Here is a 20543-nt window from a genome sequence, read left to right as displayed (position 1 = left end):
ATATATATTTACAAAAATGTAAAATTGCAATGATTACATATGCTTGCAGTAAAAATTGCAATAATTCGAGTAAAGATAAGTATAATCTAGTATTAAAAAGGACGAAACGATTACAATGGCACTTTTTTCTACTAGACTAGCTTGAATGAAAAAAAATCGAATATTATAATTAGTATGTTTAAAAAATTTTTTATATGGTTAATGCCTATAAAAAATTTTTTTGATATTTATATTTGGAGGGGATATAATGGCTTTTGATACTAAAAAAAATAAGGACAAAGATTTACTAGAAGCAGTTGGACGTATTTTTGAACAAACTAAGAAAAATTTTAATATGGTATTTTGGAATAATGAAACTATTAATTATACAGAAAATCCAGAATTTATATTGAAGTTTAATGATAAGAATACTTTTAAAAAGATATTGGCGAATCCTACAACCATGATTTTTGCAGAAGCATTTATGGATGGAACTTTTGATATAGAAGGAAATATTATAGAAGCATTAACTTTAAAGGATCAGTTTGAAAATATAGAAATATCAAACAAAGATAAAGTTACCTTGCTATTAAAGGGAACATCTTTTCCAAGTATAAACTTACACACAAAAGAAAAGGATAGAGAAAATATATCTCATCATTATGATATATCTAATGATTTTTATAGATTGTTTTTAGGTTCCAGTATGACATATTCCTGTGCTTATTATAAAAATCAAGAAGATGATTTAACTACAGCGCAAGAGAATAAAGTAGATCATATATGTAAAAAATTACGACTTAAGCCTGGCGAAAAGCTTCTTGAAATAGGTTGTGGCTGGGGTACTATGATTACATGGGCGGCGAAACATTATGGTGTTGAGGCTCATGGAGTAACAATTAGTGAAGAACAATATAAATATGTATCTCAAAGAATAAAAGATGAAAATCTTGAAGGAAAATGTTTTGTTGAACTTAAAGATTATCGTGATGTTGAAGGTGAAGGCGTATACGATAAGATAGTAAGTATAGGGATGTTTGAACATGTAGGAATAAAAAATCTTCCAACTTATTTTAGTACAATGCATAGGCTTCTGAAAGATGATGGACTATTTTTAAACCATGGTATAACTCATTCCAAGAATTCACAAGTAGGCAAGGATGAAAGTGAATTCATAGAAAAGTACATATTCCCAGGTGGAGAATTACATACAATAAGCGGTGGAATATCTATAATGGAAGATGAAAATTATGAAATTTGTGATGTGGAGTGTTTAAGAGAACATTATTATAAAACCTTAGTTCAATGGGTTAAAAATCTAGAATCAAATAAAGAAAAAGCAATAGAATTTACTTCAGATAAAACTTATAGGGCATGGCTATTATATATGACAGGCTGTGCAATAAATTTCAGAGCTGGTCTTATATCTATATATCAGGTGCTTTTAAGCAAGTCACCTAAAAAACCTGGATTTAATATACCATTGACAAGAGAGTATATGTATAAATAGTATTAATTATCAGCATTATGAGAATGAGACTATTTATATTATTTTTTAAGTACATTTATATATAAGCATAGAAAATAATCTATTTGTATTCAATTATTTTACAAGATGAGTTGTAAATTGAATATATATAGATTATTTTTGTATGTATAAAAATTTGACAGAAAAAAGATTAAATTATAAAATTAATTAAAAAATTAATTTTAGGTATCAAAAATTAATACACTTTACTAAGATTCATTAATAAATAGGAGAATAAAAATTATGAGAATATGGGGAAAGGTTATAAAAAATAATAAGATTATAAAAGATGAAGTTGTAATCTCTGATGGAGAGGGAAGTTATCAGGATAATTTAAAATTATGTATAAAAGAATTATGCTATAAATTAGATATTTCAAAGCCCTATTGGCTGCCTCCTAATGTGAAAGAATACAATAGAAGAAGAAAAACTACTTTTAATGAAAATCACTTTATAGATGAAATTGATTTTGATAAATTTATTATAGAAGAAATATCATCTGAAGAAAATTAATAATTTTAATATTTTTTGTTTATAATAATAAAAAATTCTGTTACAATGAATAAAAGAGATGTATTTTGACGTAAATTGTAGAAAATAATTTTTTATGGAGTGTTTTTAATGCATAATATTATGTTTTTTCTGATTATGTTATTTATTTACTCAACTTTAGCACTTATTTCTATTGTATTTAGTACTATATATTCTAAAAAATACATAGGTTTAATATCTGTAAGTCATGTATTAGGCATATTTACAGTTATTTTTTCTATACTCAATAATATTATAAAATTAAATCCTATCATTAATAGTGTTACAGTTATTTTTTTTCTAGCAACAAATTTTGTTGCAATTTTAGCTTTATTTAATTTTATGAATATAAGAATAAAATCAAGCTGCAAATACATAGCTATAATTATTACTTTAATAGATATAATTTCTTTGAATTTTATTCCAAGCCTAAGTGTATTTATTCATAAAGTATTAATTATGTCTATTTATATATTTATAGGTATACTTGTGCTAAAAAGTAATAATAATAATATAAGTAAAAAGTGTTTAGGAATTTCTTGTATTGTTTTTCCTATAAGTCAAATAATATTTGAAATTTTGATGATATCAGTAATTGATAATGGTTTTAATTTAGACTTAGCTCTTTATGTAATTCAGTCATTAGCTTGCTCTTTATTCCTTATATTAATCACCTTGGATAATGAACGCAAAGACTTCAATAAGCATGTAAACATACTTGAAGAAAAGGTTAAGGATAAAGATGAAATTATCAACAGAGCAAATGAAATTGACAAAATGAAAATGGAATTTTTAGCAAATATATCTCATGAACTTAGAACTCCTGTAAATGTCATATTTAGCAGCATTCAATTGGTTGAACTAGACTTAAATAAGAATAATTTAAGTAGTAACAGGAAAACTTTAAATTATCTTAAAATTATGAAGCAAAATTGTTATAGACTTATAAAACTCTCAAACAATTTTATAGATATGAGTAAAATAGAAGCAGGTTTTATGGAATTAAATTTGCACAATGTGGAGATCGTAAAGGTTATAGAGGATATCACTCTTTCTATCGTACCTTTTGCGGAGGAGAGAGGTATCAATATTATATTTGATACAGAAATTGAAGAAAAAATAATAGCCTGCGATGTGGAAAAAATTGAAAGAGTAATGTTAAATTTACTGTCTAATGCTATAAAATTTACACCAAAGGATGGAGAAATAGAAGTATATATGTATGAAAGTGATAATAATTTATATATATCAGTAAAAGATAATGGAATAGGCATACCTAAATATATGCAGGACAGAATATTCGATAGATTTACACAAGTCAAGGACGGGCTTTTAAAAGAAAATGAAGGAAGCGGCATAGGACTTTCACTAGTTAAATATTTAGTTGAAATGCATGGTGGTAGAGTTATTCTAGAGAGTGATATGAATAAAGGCTGTAAGTTCAGTATAATACTTCCTTGCAATATTATTAAAGGAGAAGATATAGGTAATTTTAATGATAATGGAATTGGAATGAAAAAGATCGAAATAGAATTTTCTGATCTTTAAAAGCTGTTAAAATATTTTAAATACAGAAATAAATTTTCATATTGTTTTAATGGATGTGTATGTGATAATATTAAGCATATAAATTATAGGAAAAGGTGAAGAAAATTGTCAGCAGCTAATAACGACAAATTAAAATTATACGGATTTAACAATTTAACCAAATCACTTAGCTTTAATATATATGATGTATGTTATACTGAAAATGATCAGGATCGAAAAAAGTATATTGAGTATGTAGACGAACAGTATAATTCTGAAAGGTTAACAGGAATTTTAATGGATGTTACAGAGATAATAGGTGCTAGTGTACTGAACATTGCAAAACAAGATTACGAGCCACAGGGTGCCAGTGTAACATTGCTTATCTCAGAGGAAGAAGTACCTCTATATGTACTTGATCCATCCTGTAATAAGGGAGTAGTGTCACCAATTAGAGAAAATCTAGTAGGACATCTAGACAAAAGTCATGTCACTGTGCATACATACCCGGAAAGTCATCCACAAAACAACATAAGTACTTTTAGGGTAGATATTGATGTGGCAACCTGTGGAACTATTTCTCCACTTAAGGCTTTAGATTATCTAATTGATAGTTTTGATTCGGATATTATTACTATAGATTACAAAGTTAGAGGATTTACTAGAGACATGGATGGACATAAGCACTATATAGATCATAAAATAAATTCAATACAAAATTTTATTGCAAGCAGAACTGTAAATAGATACATTTTAACAGATATGAACATATATCAATCAAATATATTTCATACAAAGATGAAGCTAAAAGACATTAATTTGGAAAATTATTTATTTGATATGGAAGAAAAAAGTTTAAGTAAAGAGAAGAAAGATAACATAATAAAGGCCCTAGATAGAGAGATGACAGAAATATTCTATGGCATAAATATCAACTAGAATTAGATAACATTTTCATTAAAATTTCTAAAAATAACACTATCAAAAATTACCAATTAATAATGGCTTTTGATAGTGTTTTTTTATTTAGACATATTGAAAAATAATTAGTTATCTAATAGTTTTCCATGGTCAATTATTTTAAGATATCTTATTTAATAAAGCTAAATTCATTTTCTAATCCAAATTCATGATGAAGAGCATTTATAGCAGTAGTTGCTGAGTCGCTTTTAACAAGGAACCAAATAGTTGTATTGGAATCGGCAGTTTGTAAAATTTCTATCCCTTCTTTTGTAAGTATTTTCAGAATAGTTGCCATAACGCCAGGTACACCTTTCATACCATTTCCTATAAGTGCAATTTTACTGCAATCATCTAGATACGTGTATCCTATATTTAAATTTTTCATTACTGCACTAAAAGATAAAAATTGATTTTTATTTATAGTAAAAATTTTTTTATCTGGAAAAACATTTATTAGATCTATGCTTATTTTATTTTCACCCAGTGTATTTAGAATATTAAAATAATTTTTGTTACTCTTGTTATCCTCTAGGGAAACCTTAATTTGAATTCTATCATCCATATTAGCTATTCCAGTTATTAAACCATTATACTTATTGCTGATCTCTTTACTTATTACAGTCCCACTGCAATGATTAAGGGTGTTTTTTACAACCAAAGGAATATTGGATTTTGCGGCAATTTCTACTGCTCTAGGATGAATCACTTTGGCACCCTGATGGGCAAATTCAAAAACCTCATTATAACTTATTTCTTTTATTAATGAGGCATTTTTAACAATTCTTGGGTCGGCGGTCATTATGCCATCTACGTCTGTGTATATTTCAATTTTACTAGAATTTAATGCTGAACCTAAAAGGCAGGCGGTAACATCACTGCCACCTCTACCTAGGGTAGTTATATATCCATCTTCCGTTAAACCTTGGAAACCGGCAACCACTGGAACCCTTCCTTCATTTAATATATTTAAAAGTTTTTTTGTATCAATTCTTACCACGGAAGCGTTACTGAAATTGTTATCTGTGATTATGCCAGCTTGCCCGCCAAGTAGAGGTACTGCATCTATAGAAATTTTATTTAATTCATTACTTATAACTACAGTGCTTATAATTTCACCGCAGCTCATAAGTAAATCACTTGCTTGCAAATTATTATCTCTAAAACTTTTGTCTACAAGAGATAGAAGAGTGTCTGTAGCATAAGCTTCACCTTTTCTGCCCATTGCGGATACTACTACTACGGGACTATAGCCATTTTTTTTTGCTTCAAGTATTTTTTCTAATGCTAATAATCTTCTTTCTTTGGTGGAAACAGAAGTACCACCAAATTTCTGCACTACTATTTTCATAGCCAACCTCCAAATATCTATATAAAACTATATTAGAATCCTATATAGTAATATTATATATACAATTTTTGCAAAAATTATTGTATAATATGCTATAAATATTGCAAAAGATGCTTTTGATAGATGTATATTTTTTTATTATAGTCTTTAGGCATCTAAAAATAAACAACAAATTAAAGACGCCTTATATTATCAATAATATGAATTTAAAATCAAATATGGAATTATTTATTAACAATAACATTTTCATATTCTGTTTTTTCAAACTTAATATTATCATCTTACATATAAATTTGTAGTTAAAATTGTACTTATCTGTATAAAGGTTGTATAAAGATTTTAGTTTATACCATGACTATCTAATTAATATTCCAATGGAAAGAATTTAACAATTTTAAAATTCACCATTTCTATAGATGATTCATAGAATAAATATGAAAACATATGGAATGGAGTGAGGTTAATTGCTTCAAAATAATGAAAATATAGATTACCTTACCGGGCTTTTACCTAAAGGCGCAATAATTGTAACTCCTTTGAATATTAAGGAAACATCACCTATAAAGGTAGGTGATTTAGACCAAGACGGAAATTTAGAGGCAGTAATACCCTATAAATTATCAGACGAGTATTATTTAATGGTTCTAAAAAAATATAATGAACAATGGTATAGTGTATTTTCAATAAAAGGCAAAGGTATAGGAATAAATTATTTAGACTATGTGGATTTTGAGGGAAATGGTATAAAAGATATTGTAGTTGGTTGGCAAGAAGGTGCTATTTGGTCTGAACTCAATATATTTACTTGGAAAGCATATGGATTAAAGCGAATAGTGAAGGAACTAAATTATAGTATTCTACAAGTTTTCCCTGTAGCCAATACTAATAGAAAAGATTTTGCTATATGGCAGCATGATACTGGTGAAGCTTATAAAATAGAAGTCTTTTGTAAAAAGGAAGATGGTATTTTTAAGGATAAGGGAATTTACAAAGATTATTTTAAAATGGTAGTAAGATATTATGAGAAAAAAGTTAAAGAGATGCCAGATGCTGCTTTTTACTGGTATTACCTAGGGGATGCTCAAATTAAGGCTGGAGAAAATGAAGCAGCATTAAAATCAATAAAAAAAGGTATAAATTTGAATAGGGAATATCCTTCTAAAGAGGCTTTTCTTATTTTAAAAGATAGAGTACAGAGAGCGCAGGGAAAGAGAAATATTATAGGCTATGTTTCCAGTGAACTTTATCCAGCTTCAGTTAGAACTATAGAGGGAATTAAATGGGGATATATTAATAATACGGGGCAGCTTGTTATTAAACCGGATTTTCAGTCATCCATGGACTTTCAGGATAATGGATTGGCTATAGTTTCTAAAAATGATAATATGGGAGTTATAAATGGCGATGCTAATTTTGTTATAGATCCGCAATATGATTACATTGAGAAGTTTAGAGAAGGCATAGCAATTGCCAATAATAGAAACGGATATTATGCCTTTTCTGATACCGGTAAAAAAATATTTCAATACAAGAACTACATTGGAAATTTTAATGAGGGGAAAGCTACTTTTGTAGAGATAGGTATAGATAGTCAATGGATATATGGTTATGTAGATAAGAACGGTAAAGTAGTGATTGCAGCAAAGTATGAAGTGGCAAATAATTTTAATAATGACAAAGCTGTAGTTAAACTTGTAAAAGGACCTTACGAAATAATAGATCCAAAGGGAAATACTATACAAAGCTTTAAATATCCTTTTGTAGGAGATATAAGTGAGGGTTTATTGATATTTAAGGAGAAATCTGATGGGAAATTTGGCTATATAAATGAAAAAGGTGGGGTTGTCATAGAGCCTAAATTTGGATCAGCTGAGCCTTTTAAAAATGGATCAGCAGTTATAAATTTATCTACAGATTTTGAAAATAAATATGGGTTAATAGATAAAAATGGAAGCTTTATTATACAACCTATCTATAATAATATAAAACTTTTAGGTGAAGATATGGTGGCGGTAGGAAAAGCTATTGACAAAAATAATCCTCCCAAAGGATCAATATATGCTTTAGCAAATATTAAAGGTAAGATTATTACTGATTTCATATATTATGAAATTGACAATTATAATGGAGGAATAGCATCAGCCTATGATAACAGCCATACATTTTTCATTGATAAATCAGGTGAAATAATATCAGTTTTACCTAAAGTAAAAGGTACAGGAACCCTCACTTTAGAGAATGGTTTAGTTAAAGCTGATATAGATAATAGAATCTCATACCTGGATAAAAAAGGTACAGTACTTTGGAAACAAAATAGTGATGTTGAATTAAATGATTTGTATAAAATACAGGAAATTAAATATAATCCAAATAGAAATTATTTAGTATACTATCCTAAAGTTTTAGGAATTAAGGATGCAAAAAGGCAAAGACACATAAATGAAAAAATTGCTAGTTTAGCACAGGTAAAAAAAATTGATCCTAAAAAACAACTTGATTATAATTATTTTGGAGACTTTTCTATAGAGTTTTTTAATAAGCAGTTGGTGGTATTAGAATTATCCGGGTATAACTATCCTTTTGGAGCAGCACATGGTATGCCTACACTAATTTATGTACATGTAGGATTAAAGGATGGGAAAATATATAGTTTAGAAGAATTATTCAAGAAAAATAGTCACTATGTAAGAGTACTAAGTGATATTATTAAAAAGCAAATTGAGGCACAGGGATCAGATTCAGATATATGGCTTGATGAATACAAGGGAATAAAACGAGACCAGCCATTTTTTATTTCTCAAGATGTATTAAATATATACTTCTATCCTTACGAAATAGCCCCTTACGCGGCTGGCTTTCCTACATTCCATATACCATTTACAGAAATTGAAAATATAATAGATACTAAGGGCGTTTTTTGGAGATCTTTTAATTGAGCAGCGATAAAAAGAGGTGTTTTATGAAGCATTCTTATAGAAAATATATAGAGAATTTTGATGTAAATCTTTTACAATGTATGGTTTTAGGGAGAGGACATAATGGAATTGTATATTTACTTCCAGATGGTAAAGTAATAAAAGTATGTTTTACAGAGAAGAGTTGTAAAAGTGAATATTATATTTTGAATAAAGTAAATGGGAATAAGTATTTTCCAAGAGTTTATGGGATGTGTGGAAATTATATGATAAGAGATTATGTAGGTGGAAAATCATTAAGGGACTATATAAAAGAATATGGATTTAATAGGGATATTGCGTTAAAAGTTATAGTACTATTTGAAGAATTCGACAAACTTAAATTTACTAAAAGAGATATTCGTTGTAAAGATATCTTTGTGCAGCCAGATGCTACTCTAAAAGTTATAGACCCTAAAAAATGTTATTCTAAAGATAGAGATTTTCCAAGGCATTTATCAAAAGGCTTTGAGAAATTAGGCGTTTTAGACTATTTTATGGAAGTAGTAAACGAAGAAAAGCCAAAATTATATAGAAGGTGGTTTTCTAAAGTTAAGGAATATATTAGAGAAATTTCAGAAGAGGATGATTAAGTGTAGATAGATGGTTAAAGTAGTGTTTAATTCTTTGAGAATATATAGCTTAAAGTCTAAAATAAATATTGTATATACATTTTAATCATAAAATTACATTTTTAATATTATCATATGGACTAGAATGTATATACAATATTTTTAGGTTAAAATATTGTATATAAGAAAAGTTTGTAAATTGTAATTTGTAAAAGTGTGTTTTCAATAATTGTTTTGTATAATATAGACATTGACTGACAGATTATATTTATAAAATTTATAGTACAATTTAAAATAAACGAGCATATTTACTTGTTGTTTCTTTAAATATGACTTAATATAAAACATATGTATTTATGATTTGGAGATGATTAATTGTTAATAAATAGCTTATTAAAAGGAAAAAAAGTCAGACTGACTTCATTAAATGAAGAAGATTTCTCTAAAATTTATGAATGGTATAATGATGCATATTCCCTGAGGCTTTTTGATACAATTCCAAGCTACCCATATAGCCAGGAGCATATTAGCAATTGGATTAAGGATAAGCAAAAATCTAGTAATGATTATGTTTTTGCCATAAGAAATATAGCGAATGATGATTTTCTAGGGTACATAGATTTAAATAGTATTTCATGGAATAATAGAGTCGCTACACTTTCAATAGGAATAGGTGCATCAGATGTAAGAGGTAAAGGATACGGCACTGAAGCTATGCAGCTTATTTTAGAATTCGGTTTTCATGAATTAAATTTACACAGAATTCAGCTTTCCGTATTGAGTTATAATGAGCCTGCTATTGGACTTTATGAAAAAGTTGGTTTTGTGAAAGAAGGCTGCTTCAGAGAATACGTGCAAAGAGATGGCAAAAAATATGATATGTATTTATACGGTATATTATATGGGGAGTGGATTAAGCTCAATAAAGGGTAGTAGTAAATTTTGTTGCAGCTGTTAATAAACTGTATGGTAATATTTGTAATAGAATATAATATTTCTATTTGAAAGAAAATTTAATCTATACAGTATTAATTATAGCTTAAGTTTTAGAGAGTATTAGGTTGATGCACTTGAGGAGGAAAAAAATGAATGTATTAATAACAGGTGGAGCTGGATTTATAGGCTCACATATAGTGGATTTATTAGTTGAAAAGCATTATAAGGTTTCCATCATCGATAATTTAAGTCATGGCAAAAAAGAAAATATAAATTCCAAAGCCGTTTTTTATGAAATGGATATAAGAAATGAAAAAATATTAGAAGTTTTTGAAAAGGAAAAACCAAAATTTGTAATTCATAATGCGGCTCAAATAAGTGTGCCAAATTCTATAGTTGATCCTGTAAATGATGCAAGTATAAATATTATGGGAACTATAAATGTTCTTGAAGCTGCTAGAAAATTTAACGTAAAAAAAATTATATATCCAGCTTCAGCAGCAATTTTTGGTGAACCTTCATATTTGCCAATAGATGAAGAGCATCCACTGGAAATGTTATCCGGTTACGGTGTTACAAAACATACTGTTGAGCACTATTTAAAAGTGTATAAATCACTTTACAATATAGATTATGTGAGCTTGAGATGCTCAAATGTGTACGGACCAAGGCAGGATTATTCAGGTGAGGGTGGAGTAATTGCCATATTTTGTGAGAAATTATTGAATAATGAAAGACCTTTTATATATGGTGATGGATATCAGATAAGAGATTTTGTCTTTGTAAAGGATGTGGCAAGGGCATATTTAATGGCTATTGAATCAGAAGCACAGGGCATATTTAATGTTTGTACAAATTCTAAAGTTACGGTGAATGAATTGCTAAGTAGTATAAATAGTATTTTACATAAAGACATAGCACCTATATATACTGATTCAAGAGAGGGTGATATAAGGGATAGTTATATGTCCTATGATAAAATCAATAGGCTTTTAGGATGGAAACCAGAAAAAAGTTTAATTGAGGGTCTCAAAGAAACTTTAGATTACTATAACAAATATTCAAAAAGTGAAAGCATAGTATAAGAAAGTCATGAAACAACTTTCTTAGTTGAATAAAAAATTAAGAACTAGAATTTAGTAAAACTTTCTATAACTTAATTTTCCAACTAGAAAGATGTTTCAAACTTTCAGTTCAATTTAATAATTTCTATAAGACTACCAGAAAAAACTACTAGTTCTTCTACGTCCACCAAATATTCCACCTAATAGAAGAAATAAGCCAGCAGCTGCAACTAATGAAGTAAAGGTACTGTGTACATGTCCTACATGCTGGCGGCTGCCATCATAAACAGTATAATCGGATTGACTAGCATATCCTACAGGATATCCATAGCAATTGTAAACAACACCATCATTGACGTAGCCTGCTAATTGTCCATTAGGATTATAAAGACTGTTTCCATATACATATCCCATTAGCTTATTTTTTTTGCAGTAAATTCTATTTCCACGTAAATATCCATAGGTTGAATCTCTATGATCATAAATTCTTTCCACCTACTTAACCCTCCTTTAGTTTACCCAAGGCATCGTAAATAAATAATCAGTATAGGATCCATTTTCACTTACTATTTATTTTCAAATGCCTAATTTATCATCCCACTAATAATATATGCATGGTTAAGATTTATTGGGAATCAATATTATTATTTAGTTAATATAGTAGGATTAATTGAGGATACATAAGAAATAATTATTCAAAAGGTGAAATTCCTAGTAATCTATAAAGTTCATAATCTATTTTATGACTTATTTTTAAGTTATTATCTTTTCTAAATTTTATAATAGAACTTTTCATGGCTTCACCGTATTTACCATCTATGCTATATGGATAATAGCCTATATCTTTTAATTTTTGTTGGACTTCCAAAACATCACTACCTGTGTCGCCAGGCACTAAAGTTCTAAAATGGTTATACATAAGTCCGTAGGGACCACCATATATCATTACGCTAGTTCCACAACTGACTTTTTCATATAAATCCTCTACATCTCTATTATGCATCCTTATACAACCGTGAGATGCATGTTGGCCAATAATTGAAGGCTTATTTGTACCATGTATTCCATATTTACCCCAGGGAACATTTAGTGCCATCCATCTAGTTCCAAAACCACCAGACCACATTTCTTTGTTTACTATTGTCCATATTCCCACAGGAGAAGGTGTGGAAGGCTTACCCGGTGTTATAATATAGGTTTTAATTATTTCTTTTGAATTATTTTTAATTAAAAATAATTTGCACTCATTTAAATCTATAACAATAACATAAGGTTTATTATATTCTTTATCAGAGTTTTCATTTATGGCAAAAGCTCTTAAATAGGTACAATTTATGAATAAGGAAAAAGTAAATATAAATATTAGTATTTTGTAAATACGCTTGTAATTTCTCATTTGTATAACACCTCTGAAGTTTAAAATATAATATTTAGATACCTATCTATTATTCCCAATGAGATTTTTTGTATGTGAAGATTTACTGAAAAGCATAATAAAAAATAAAGCCGTACTCTGCCAGAAGGGCATGTACGACTTTAAAATTAATAAGTGAATATCATTTTATCTATTCTTAATGCGATTGGTTTTGACCAAAGCCATTTGTTTGTAGCACTATCATCAAAATAATAAACAGCTCCCTTTGTTGGGTCTTCTCCTTTTAAAGCAGCATAGGCGGCTTTAATTGAATCTTGGGAGGCTGGTTTGTTTATTGTACCATTTAATACTGGTGTAAATTGATAATGACCTGAATCTATTTGATAGATTACACTGTTTATTGTATTTGGAAAACGTGAATCAGCTATTCTGTTAAGAACAACTGCTCCTACGGCTACCTTTGCATTATAAGGTTCTCCTTCAGCTTCTGAGTTTATAAGTCTAGCTAAAAGATCTATGTCGGCTTGAGAATAAGCTGTCTTAGAGGAGGTATCTGTAGCAGCAGAGGTATTATTAGATTTAACTGATGACTTAGTTCCTGATGCTGTTTCTGTGGCAGTATTAACTTTAGAAGCAGAAGGTATATTAAACGTTTCACCGGGATATATTGTGTCTGTCCATCGATTGTTTGCTTTTCTTAGAGAAGCAAGTGATATATTAAATTTTTGAGATATTAAAAATAAACTGTCACTCTTTTTAACTGTATAAGTATCAGCTGAAATTTTTAATACTTGATTAGGATATATCATATCCCCAGACAAATTATTGTCTTTTGCTATCTGAGTGTAGGATGTGTTAAATAATTTACCAATTTTGAATAGAGAGTCACCAGATTCCACTGTGTAGGTGCTGGCATACGCAGGCGTAGCCAGCATAAGCGTTATACCTAAAGTATAAAGTAACGTTTTTAATTTGTTTGATTTTAACATAAAAAATTTCCTCCTTAGCCTTCGAGGTTAGCTCAGGCATCTTCAAAAAATAACCATTCAGTATGCTAGCCTATTTTGCGTCATACTGCGTCAACAGAACCTTCTGATAGAACTACTATCATCAGAACCTATTTCCTTATATGACACAAAATATACGTCGCATCTTTGAAGTGTTATTTATTTTCAGATGCCTTAAGGGTTCGGGTTGAGGTACCCTACTCATTTTAATAAAGGCATCGTAAAGAAATAATTGTATCTTTATCTTGATATTTCTTTATGATGTCTAATGAGATTCACCCAAAGAATGATTTCCCCCGTACTCCTTTTTGGAGATTCGGCTTTATTTTTAGTGATTTTATCTGCTGCAATTACTTAGTTGTTTATTGGTAATAGCAGCATGATATATATAACGATTCTTAAGCTTAAAGGTAAGTGAATTCTTTACAAAGCTAAGAGCACCGTTCATATTGGTATTGTAACAAAGCTTGTACTATTGTTCTATATTAAATCATAGGTAAACAAAGCTAATTAATACTATAAAGTAATTTTGTGGATAAATTTTTGTTAATATAATACTATTGTATAAATTTATTAAAAAATTTTTTTCTAAAAATACAATAATTATCCTATAAAAAGGACACTAAACAAAAATCACTAATTATGTACTGTAAAGAATTAATATGGAAAATACAATGAGTTTTATAGTGAAATTTTATTTACAGATTAGTGTGATTTAATAACATGCCTAAATAATAACATTTTTTAACTTTAATTGTATGGATATTTTGTCATTGCTAATTATAGAAGCTGATGGTAAAATTAGAGGTAATGAAATATACTATGGATAACAGCAGTACATTTCTAGATAATTCATCTAAACTTAGTAAGGATACAAACTCCAACTAAGTAAGATTCATTGATAATGGTGAGGAGGTGTATACCAGGGCATAAAATTTATCCTGGTAAATTTATATGAATAATGTTTTGTGTATAGGAGAACTATTAATTGACTTTATATGTTCAGATGTAAATACTAGTTTAGACTTAGGAGATAACTTTAAGAAAAAAGCAGGTGGCGCACCAGCAAATGTTACTGCAGCCATTTGTAAATTGGGTGGCAAGGCATCCTTCGTTGGTAAGGTAGGGGATGATCCTTTCGGCAAATTCCTAAAAGACACTTTGGATAACTTAAATGTAGATACATCTATGTTACTCATGGATAAAATTGAGAAAACTACATTGGCCTTTGTTTCGCTTAAGGCAAATGGAGAAAGAGATTTTGTATTCAATAGAGGGGCAGACGGATGTCTTAAATATAATGAATTGGATTTAGATAAAATATATTCAAATAAGGTATTGCATTTTGGATCTGCAACAGCGCTTCTTGGTGGTGATATGAGAGAAAGCTATGTTAGAATTATGCAGGAAGCTAAAAGGAAAAATATTTTTATATCCTTTGATCCTAACTTTAGAGACAACCTTTGGGAAGATAATGTAGAGGATTTTATTCATATATCAAAAAAATGTATTGAATTTGCAGATTTCATAAAGGTTAGTGATGAGGAATTAAAAATAATAACTGGTAAGGAAGACCTGTATGCAGCTGTAGATTCATTGAGAGCTGGTGGAAATAAAATTGTTGCAGTAACTTTAGGCAAAGATGGTACATTAATTAGTACTGATGAGAAAACGGAAATAATACCTAGCATTAAAATAAAATCTATTGATTCTACAGGCGCAGGAGATGCTTTTGTAGGTTCTTTACTTTACAAAATTTCCTTATTGGAAGATTCAAATGAACTTTATAAAAATTTTAATGAACTAAAGGATATTGTAAAATTTGCTAATAAGGTGGGGGCTATAGTTTGCACAAAACTTGGAGCAATTGCAGCACTTCCTACACTTGAAGAAGTGGAAAATATGTAGTCATACTGTAAAAATTATTGAGTTCCCAATTAAGACGCAGCTTAAAATAAATAATAGGTCAAAGATTTAACGTATATTTTGAATTGTACATATTATTTTTTATAATTTATGAATATTTATTACAGTTACCTCAAATAATATAATAGACAAATTATTGTCAGTTAATATTATAGGAGGGGTATAATTATGAGTGATAAATCTAAAATTCTAAAGGTTAAAAAAAATGGTCAAGGTGACATAACAGATGTAATGCTTGAAAATGGAAGTGTTCATTCTATAGAAGAAGCCATTACTATGACAAGAAATGGTGATATAGAGGGAGTAAATATTGGAAAAGCTAAAAATGGAAGAGAATTCCTAAGAAGCAATCCCAATGAAGATGAAAATGATAATTTAGATAGCAAACCTACATTTTAATAAAAAAGAATTTATAAAAAATACTATAAGACCCGTAAAGCTCACCAAAGGTATGAGATTTTACGGGTTTAATTTATGATTTTTATATTAATTAAATTTTATATTCTTTGTATGAGTGAATAAATAATATTATAGCTTGAAGTCGTAGTATAAGGGAACTTGACTTACGCGTTATAAAATAATAAAATATTTTATGATGAAGAATTTCAATGTGCCTTAAATGGTTATTGATTATACAAGGAGTGATTTTGATGAATGAGGAAAAGGGAAATATTTCAATACATACTCAAAATATTTTTCCTATAATAAAAAAATGGTTATATTCAGATAGGGATATTTTTGTAAGAGAGCTAATAAGCAATGGATGCGATGCTATAAGTAAGCTTAATAGATTAGCAGCTATAGGAGAGGCTAAAGTAAGTGATGATACAAAGTATAGTGTTAAAGTAAAATTTAATAAGGATAAAAAAACACTTAAATTTATTGATAATGGTATAGGAATGACTTCTGAAGAAGTAAAAAAATATATTAATCAGGTAGCTTTTTCAGGGGCAGAAGATTTTATTGCAAAATATAAGGATAAAATGGATGAGTCAAATCAAATAATAGGACATTTTGGCTTAGGATTTTATTCAGCATTTATGGTATCTGATACTGTTGAAATAGAAACACTTTCATACATAGATGGTTCAGAAGCAGTGAAGTGGATTTGTAGTGGTGGTACTGAATATGAAATGTCTGGCTCTGATAAGAGTGAAAGAGGAACTACAATTACGTTATATTTAAACGAAGAAAGTGCCGAATTTTTAAATGAATATAAGCTTCGTGAAATAATTCAAAAGCATTGTTCATTTTTACCTATAGAAATATATTTAGAAGATGAAAATCCTAAGGAAGATGAAAGTGCTAAAGATAAAGAAAATAAAAATGAGGATAAACCTTTAAATGATATTCATCCATTGTGGATGAAAAACCCTAAGGAATGTACAGAAGAAGAATACAAGCAGTTTTATAAGGATGTATTTCATGATTTCAAAGATCCATTATTTTGGATACATCTAAATGTAGATTATCCTTTTAACTTAAAAGGCATACTTTATTTTCCTAAATTAGATCATGAGTTAAATACCATTGAAGGGCAAATTAAGCTTTATAACAACCAGGTTTTCGTAGCAGACAATATTAAAGAAGTAATTCCAGAATTTTTGATGCTTTTAAAAGGAGTTATAGATTGTGCCGATTTACCTTTAAATGTTTCAAGAAGCTTTTTACAAAATGATAGAAATGTAACTAAGATTTCAAAACACATAAGTAAGAAAGTAGCAGATAAGCTTACTGAACTTTATAAAAAGGAAAGAGAAACTTATAATAATTTCTGGAATGATATAAATATGTTCATTAAATATGGTTGTATGAAAGAGGAAGACTTCTATGACAAAGTAAAAGATATAATTATATTTAAGAATACTGAAGGAGTTTATGTGACGCTAAAAGAATACCTGGAAGCTAACAAAGAGAAACATGAAAATAAAGTATTCTATGTAGATAATGAAAAGCAGCAGTCTCAATATATAAGAATGTTCAAGGAAAATGGATTGGAAGCTATTATATTGGATTCAAAAATAGACAGTCATTTTATAAATTTCCTTGAAATGAAGGAAAGCGGAGTTAAATTTAACAGAATAGATTCAGATATATCTGATACTCTTAAGGATACGGATTCTAAAGATGAAAATAAAGAGGAAATAGAAAAGGAAACTAAGACTTTAGAAGATCTATTTAAAAATATTTTAAATAATGACAAAATAAAAGTTGATGTAGAAAGTTTAAAATCACAAGATATACCAGCGGTAATACTACTTTCAGAGGAATCAAGAAGGATGCAGCAAATGAACAGCATGTTCCCTGGAATGGATACTGCAAGTATGTTTCAAAATGAAGAGACCTTAGTACTTAACAGAAAGAATAATTTGGTTAAGGCAATACTTTCAAAAAATAATGATGAAAGTAAAAAAGAAGATATAAAATTAATAGGTGAACATATTTATGACTTAGCTATGATGAGCCACAAACAACTAGATGGTGAAGCTATGGCTAAATTTATATCAAGAAGTAACAGGATATTGACAAAGCTTATATAAGGCATCATCAATGAAGCTAAACTTAGCAGGATTTTGTACTCCAACTAAGTTTAGCTGAATTATCTAAGTATATGCCCGTTATTTTAACGTATTAAGAGTATCTTTTCTGTTTTCCTGTCTATCTTTTAAATTCTGAAGATCAGATTCATTCATATTATCTGCATTATGATTTATATATCCCTCACCATACTGAATATTCTTTTTTAAATTTTCTTTTTCATTAGTTGCCCCTCCTTCTCCATGAATAATTTTATTTTCTAAGGATTCAATTTTATCTTTTCTCTTTCTTTGCTTATCTTTAGCTTCATCAATAGAATCATTGTTTGCAATATCACTATGTTGCTCAAGATGTCTTTCTGTTCTTGTATATTTTTCTACAACATTTTCAAGTTCATTTATTCTATTTGATTTTTCCTGATCCTTTGAAGATTTATTTTTTGTATTAATTATCATAAATGTACCTCCTCATAATATGTTAATTCACATTTAATAACTATATAACATCGATATATAATGTAACCTGATAAATTAAAATATATACTTTGTAATAAATTAAAATAGAAATTTATTATATAAAATTTATATTATCCTGCACATTATTGTATGTTGAGAATAACATGATAGTATCAGTCTTAATATTTTAGGAGGAAATTTTATTATGCAAGAGTTTTATTATAATTCTTTATATAGACAGGATTCTTCATCAGAAGAAATACCAGCTGTACCAATGGAAGAGAAAGATGATATATTTGATGATAATAGAAATCAGAAGTATTCTGTAGGCAGTACACTCGGAAGTAATAATCCAAATATGAGTGTTACTCCCACACCTATAACAACTTCCAGTCCCATGGGAACCAGTGTTAGTCCAGCAAGTACAACTATGCCTGCAGCAGGTGGTGGAATGGGCACTGTAGGTACTCAGGGAACTACAACCCCCTCTGTGTCATTACCTACAACATCTACTGGTTGTGGTGGAGCTGCACCGGCAGTAGATAGTATAGAGTACACCCAAGGTTATCTAAGGACTCAAATAGGTAAAAGAGTTAGGGTACAATTTTTGCTTGGAACGGGTACATTTCAGGATAGAACAGGAGTATTGCTGCAAGTTGGTATAAGCTATATAATTCTTAGAAATGAAGAAACTAATACCAATGTATTATGTGACATTTATTCCATAAAATTTGTTGATTTTTTTAATTAAAATAATTAAATCACAATAAGCTGTAAATAAATTTACACTATGCAATCTATAGTATTTTTGCATTAATTATTTACAACATACAGTGAATAATTTTTACTTAATGTATTTTTATATATTGTTTTTGATTAATGAGGTGAAAATATGGCGTACTCAGATAGAGAGCTTATTGCAAGACTAATTAAATGTGAGGCTGGTGGTGAAGGGGACAATGGAATGAAAGGAGTAGCTACCGTCATTATGAATAGAGTTAGAGTACCTTATGGGGAATATCAGAGAATAGGTCAAGGAGATCCTAGAAAGGTAATATATCAACAGGGACAGTTTGATTGTGTAAGATCTGTACTGGGTGGAGTGGCTAATCCACAGACTATTTGGGCTAACCCTCCAGATCAAATTCATTATGACATAGCAGATTGGGCACTTGCTGGAAATCGATTATTTACTATAGGAAATTCATTGTGGTATTTTAATCCCTTTAATCCAAATTGTCCTACTAATTTTCCATATAATGGAACAGGTATTTTTCAGGTGAGAGTGGTACAGCATTGTTTCTATAATCCTACAGAATTATATGCTCAGACATAGATAATGTACCATGCAAGCAAGTTTTAAGGAGGAAGTTCTATGACCCATGAAGACTACAATGATGATTTCTATAGGCAGAAAAACACAGATATATATGATGATGAAATATTTACACCTGATAATAATTTATCAGAAATTGAAGAATGTAAAAATGAAGATAGTAATACTTTTAATAATAGAGGAGTTACTCCAGTGCAAAATCAGGTAAGTACTGTTGAGGAACGTCAAGAGTTATTCACAATAGCACCAGGATCTCCAACAGTTCTTGGAATTGAATATACTCAGGGATATTTAAGAACAATTATAGGGAGACGAGTTAGAGTTACATTTTTATTGGGAACAAGTTCATTGACTGATAGAAGTGGTATATTAACGCATGTTGGCATAAGTTATATTATTTTGAGGCAAACTCAAACAAATACAGATGTGCTCTGTGATATATATTCTATAGAATTTGTCAATATATTTGATTAAGTAAAATGCTATATAGTGTAACAGTATATA

General features: G+C 28.9%; 19 protein-coding genes. 14 read left to right on the top strand and 5 right to left on the bottom strand.

Translation table 11 applies throughout. From position 1 onward, the window contains the following. Positions 1-247 precede the first annotated feature (247 nt). The 4 genes from CLOPA_RS19245 (at position 248) to speD (ending at position 4504) form a co-directional block, all read left to right on the top strand. Positions 248-1489: an SAM-dependent methyltransferase gene (locus tag CLOPA_RS19245; protein WP_015617099.1), complete on the top strand. Its 1242-nt coding sequence runs from the start codon at positions 248-250 to the stop codon at positions 1487-1489. Between the two features lie 261 nt (positions 1490-1750). Next, the gene (locus tag CLOPA_RS19240) at positions 1751-2020 is read left to right on the top strand and encodes a hypothetical protein (RefSeq protein ID WP_015617098.1); all 270 of its coding nucleotides are present in this window, start codon (positions 1751-1753) and stop codon (positions 2018-2020) included. Positions 2021-2128: 108 nt separating this feature from the next. After that, a complete protein-coding gene (locus CLOPA_RS19235) occupies positions 2129-3586 on the top strand; it encodes a sensor histidine kinase (protein WP_015617097.1) in 1458 nt (485 codons plus the stop codon). Between the two features lie 105 nt (positions 3587-3691). After that, the gene (gene speD / locus CLOPA_RS19230) at positions 3692-4504 is read left to right on the top strand and encodes an adenosylmethionine decarboxylase (protein WP_015617096.1); all 813 of its coding nucleotides are present in this window, start codon (positions 3692-3694) and stop codon (positions 4502-4504) included. A 151-nt stretch (positions 4505-4655) separates the two neighbouring features. Here speD and dapG read toward each other — a convergent pair whose 3' ends face one another. Then, positions 4656-5876 carry an aspartate kinase gene (dapG, locus tag CLOPA_RS19225; RefSeq protein WP_015617095.1) on the bottom strand — a complete coding sequence of 407 codons (1221 nt, stop codon included), beginning with the start codon at positions 5874-5876 and terminating at the stop codon, positions 4656-4658. A gap of 464 nt (positions 5877-6340) precedes the next feature. Between dapG and CLOPA_RS19220 the strand changes: the two genes are divergently transcribed. From CLOPA_RS19220 to CLOPA_RS19205, 4 genes are all read left to right on the top strand, one after another. Next, positions 6341-8812: a WG repeat-containing protein gene (locus tag CLOPA_RS19220; protein ID WP_015617094.1), complete on the top strand. Its 2472-nt coding sequence runs from the start codon at positions 6341-6343 to the stop codon at positions 8810-8812. Positions 8813-8835: 23 nt separating this feature from the next. Then, positions 8836-9423: a serine/threonine-protein kinase gene (locus tag CLOPA_RS19215; protein ID WP_015617093.1), complete on the top strand. Its 588-nt coding sequence runs from the start codon at positions 8836-8838 to the stop codon at positions 9421-9423. A 354-nt stretch (positions 9424-9777) separates the two neighbouring features. Then, on the top strand, positions 9778-10335 hold the full coding sequence (locus CLOPA_RS19210) for a GNAT family N-acetyltransferase (RefSeq protein WP_015617092.1): 558 nt from the start codon (positions 9778-9780) through the stop codon (positions 10333-10335). 152 nt (positions 10336-10487) lie between these two features. After that, positions 10488-11423: an NAD-dependent epimerase/dehydratase family protein gene (locus tag CLOPA_RS19205; RefSeq protein ID WP_015617091.1), complete on the top strand. Its 936-nt coding sequence runs from the start codon at positions 10488-10490 to the stop codon at positions 11421-11423. 132 nt (positions 11424-11555) lie between these two features. On the opposite strand, the gene CLOPA_RS19200 is transcribed toward CLOPA_RS19205, so the two are convergent. The 3 genes from CLOPA_RS19200 to CLOPA_RS19190 all read right to left on the bottom strand — a co-directional run bounded on the left by CLOPA_RS19200 (position 11556) and on the right by CLOPA_RS19190 (position 13766). Then, a complete protein-coding gene (locus CLOPA_RS19200) occupies positions 11556-11897 on the bottom strand; it encodes a 5-fold beta-flower protein (RefSeq protein WP_015617090.1) in 342 nt (113 codons plus the stop codon). 196 nt (positions 11898-12093) lie between these two features. Next, positions 12094-12798, bottom strand: coding sequence for a L,D-transpeptidase family protein (locus CLOPA_RS19195; RefSeq protein ID WP_015617089.1), 705 nt, complete (start codon positions 12796-12798; stop codon positions 12094-12096). A 146-nt stretch (positions 12799-12944) separates the two neighbouring features. Further along, entirely contained in the window at positions 12945-13766 is an 822-nt protein-coding gene (locus tag CLOPA_RS19190; RefSeq protein ID WP_015617088.1) for a cell wall hydrolase, read from the bottom strand. Between the two features lie 972 nt (positions 13767-14738). Between CLOPA_RS19190 and CLOPA_RS19185 the strand changes: the two genes are divergently transcribed. From CLOPA_RS19185 to htpG, 3 genes are all read left to right on the top strand, one after another. Further along, positions 14739-15692, top strand: a complete 954-nt coding sequence (locus tag CLOPA_RS19185) for a carbohydrate kinase family protein (RefSeq protein WP_015617087.1) — start codon at positions 14739-14741, stop codon at positions 15690-15692. 186 nt (positions 15693-15878) lie between these two features. Then, positions 15879-16109 (top strand): DUF3892 domain-containing protein, encoded by a 231-nt coding sequence (locus CLOPA_RS19180; RefSeq protein ID WP_015617086.1) that lies wholly within the window; start codon positions 15879-15881, stop codon positions 16107-16109. 251 nt (positions 16110-16360) lie between these two features. Then, positions 16361-18250 (top strand): molecular chaperone HtpG, encoded by a 1890-nt coding sequence (gene htpG, locus CLOPA_RS19175; protein ID WP_015617085.1) that lies wholly within the window; start codon positions 16361-16363, stop codon positions 18248-18250. Positions 18251-18328: 78 nt separating this feature from the next. On the opposite strand, the gene CLOPA_RS19170 is transcribed toward htpG, so the two are convergent. Next, positions 18329-18703: a hypothetical protein gene (locus tag CLOPA_RS19170; RefSeq protein WP_015617084.1), complete on the bottom strand. Its 375-nt coding sequence runs from the start codon at positions 18701-18703 to the stop codon at positions 18329-18331. 205 nt (positions 18704-18908) lie between these two features. On the opposite strand from CLOPA_RS19170, the gene CLOPA_RS19165 reads away from it, so the two are divergent. From CLOPA_RS19165 to CLOPA_RS19155, 3 genes are all read left to right on the top strand, one after another. Beyond that, a complete protein-coding gene (locus CLOPA_RS19165) occupies positions 18909-19454 on the top strand; it encodes a hypothetical protein (RefSeq protein ID WP_015617083.1) in 546 nt (181 codons plus the stop codon). Positions 19455-19595: 141 nt separating this feature from the next. After that, entirely contained in the window at positions 19596-20039 is a 444-nt protein-coding gene (locus CLOPA_RS19160) for a cell wall hydrolase (protein ID WP_015617082.1), read from the top strand. A gap of 39 nt (positions 20040-20078) precedes the next feature. Then, positions 20079-20513: a hypothetical protein gene (locus CLOPA_RS19155; protein ID WP_015617081.1), complete on the top strand. Its 435-nt coding sequence runs from the start codon at positions 20079-20081 to the stop codon at positions 20511-20513. Positions 20514-20543: the final 30 nt, after the last annotated feature.

This window comes from Clostridium pasteurianum BC1, assembly GCF_000389635.1.
GTDB lineage: Bacteria > Bacillota > Clostridia > Clostridiales > Clostridiaceae > Clostridium_I > Clostridium_I pasteurianum_A.
This window is presented reverse-complemented; position numbering and strand designations above follow the sequence as displayed.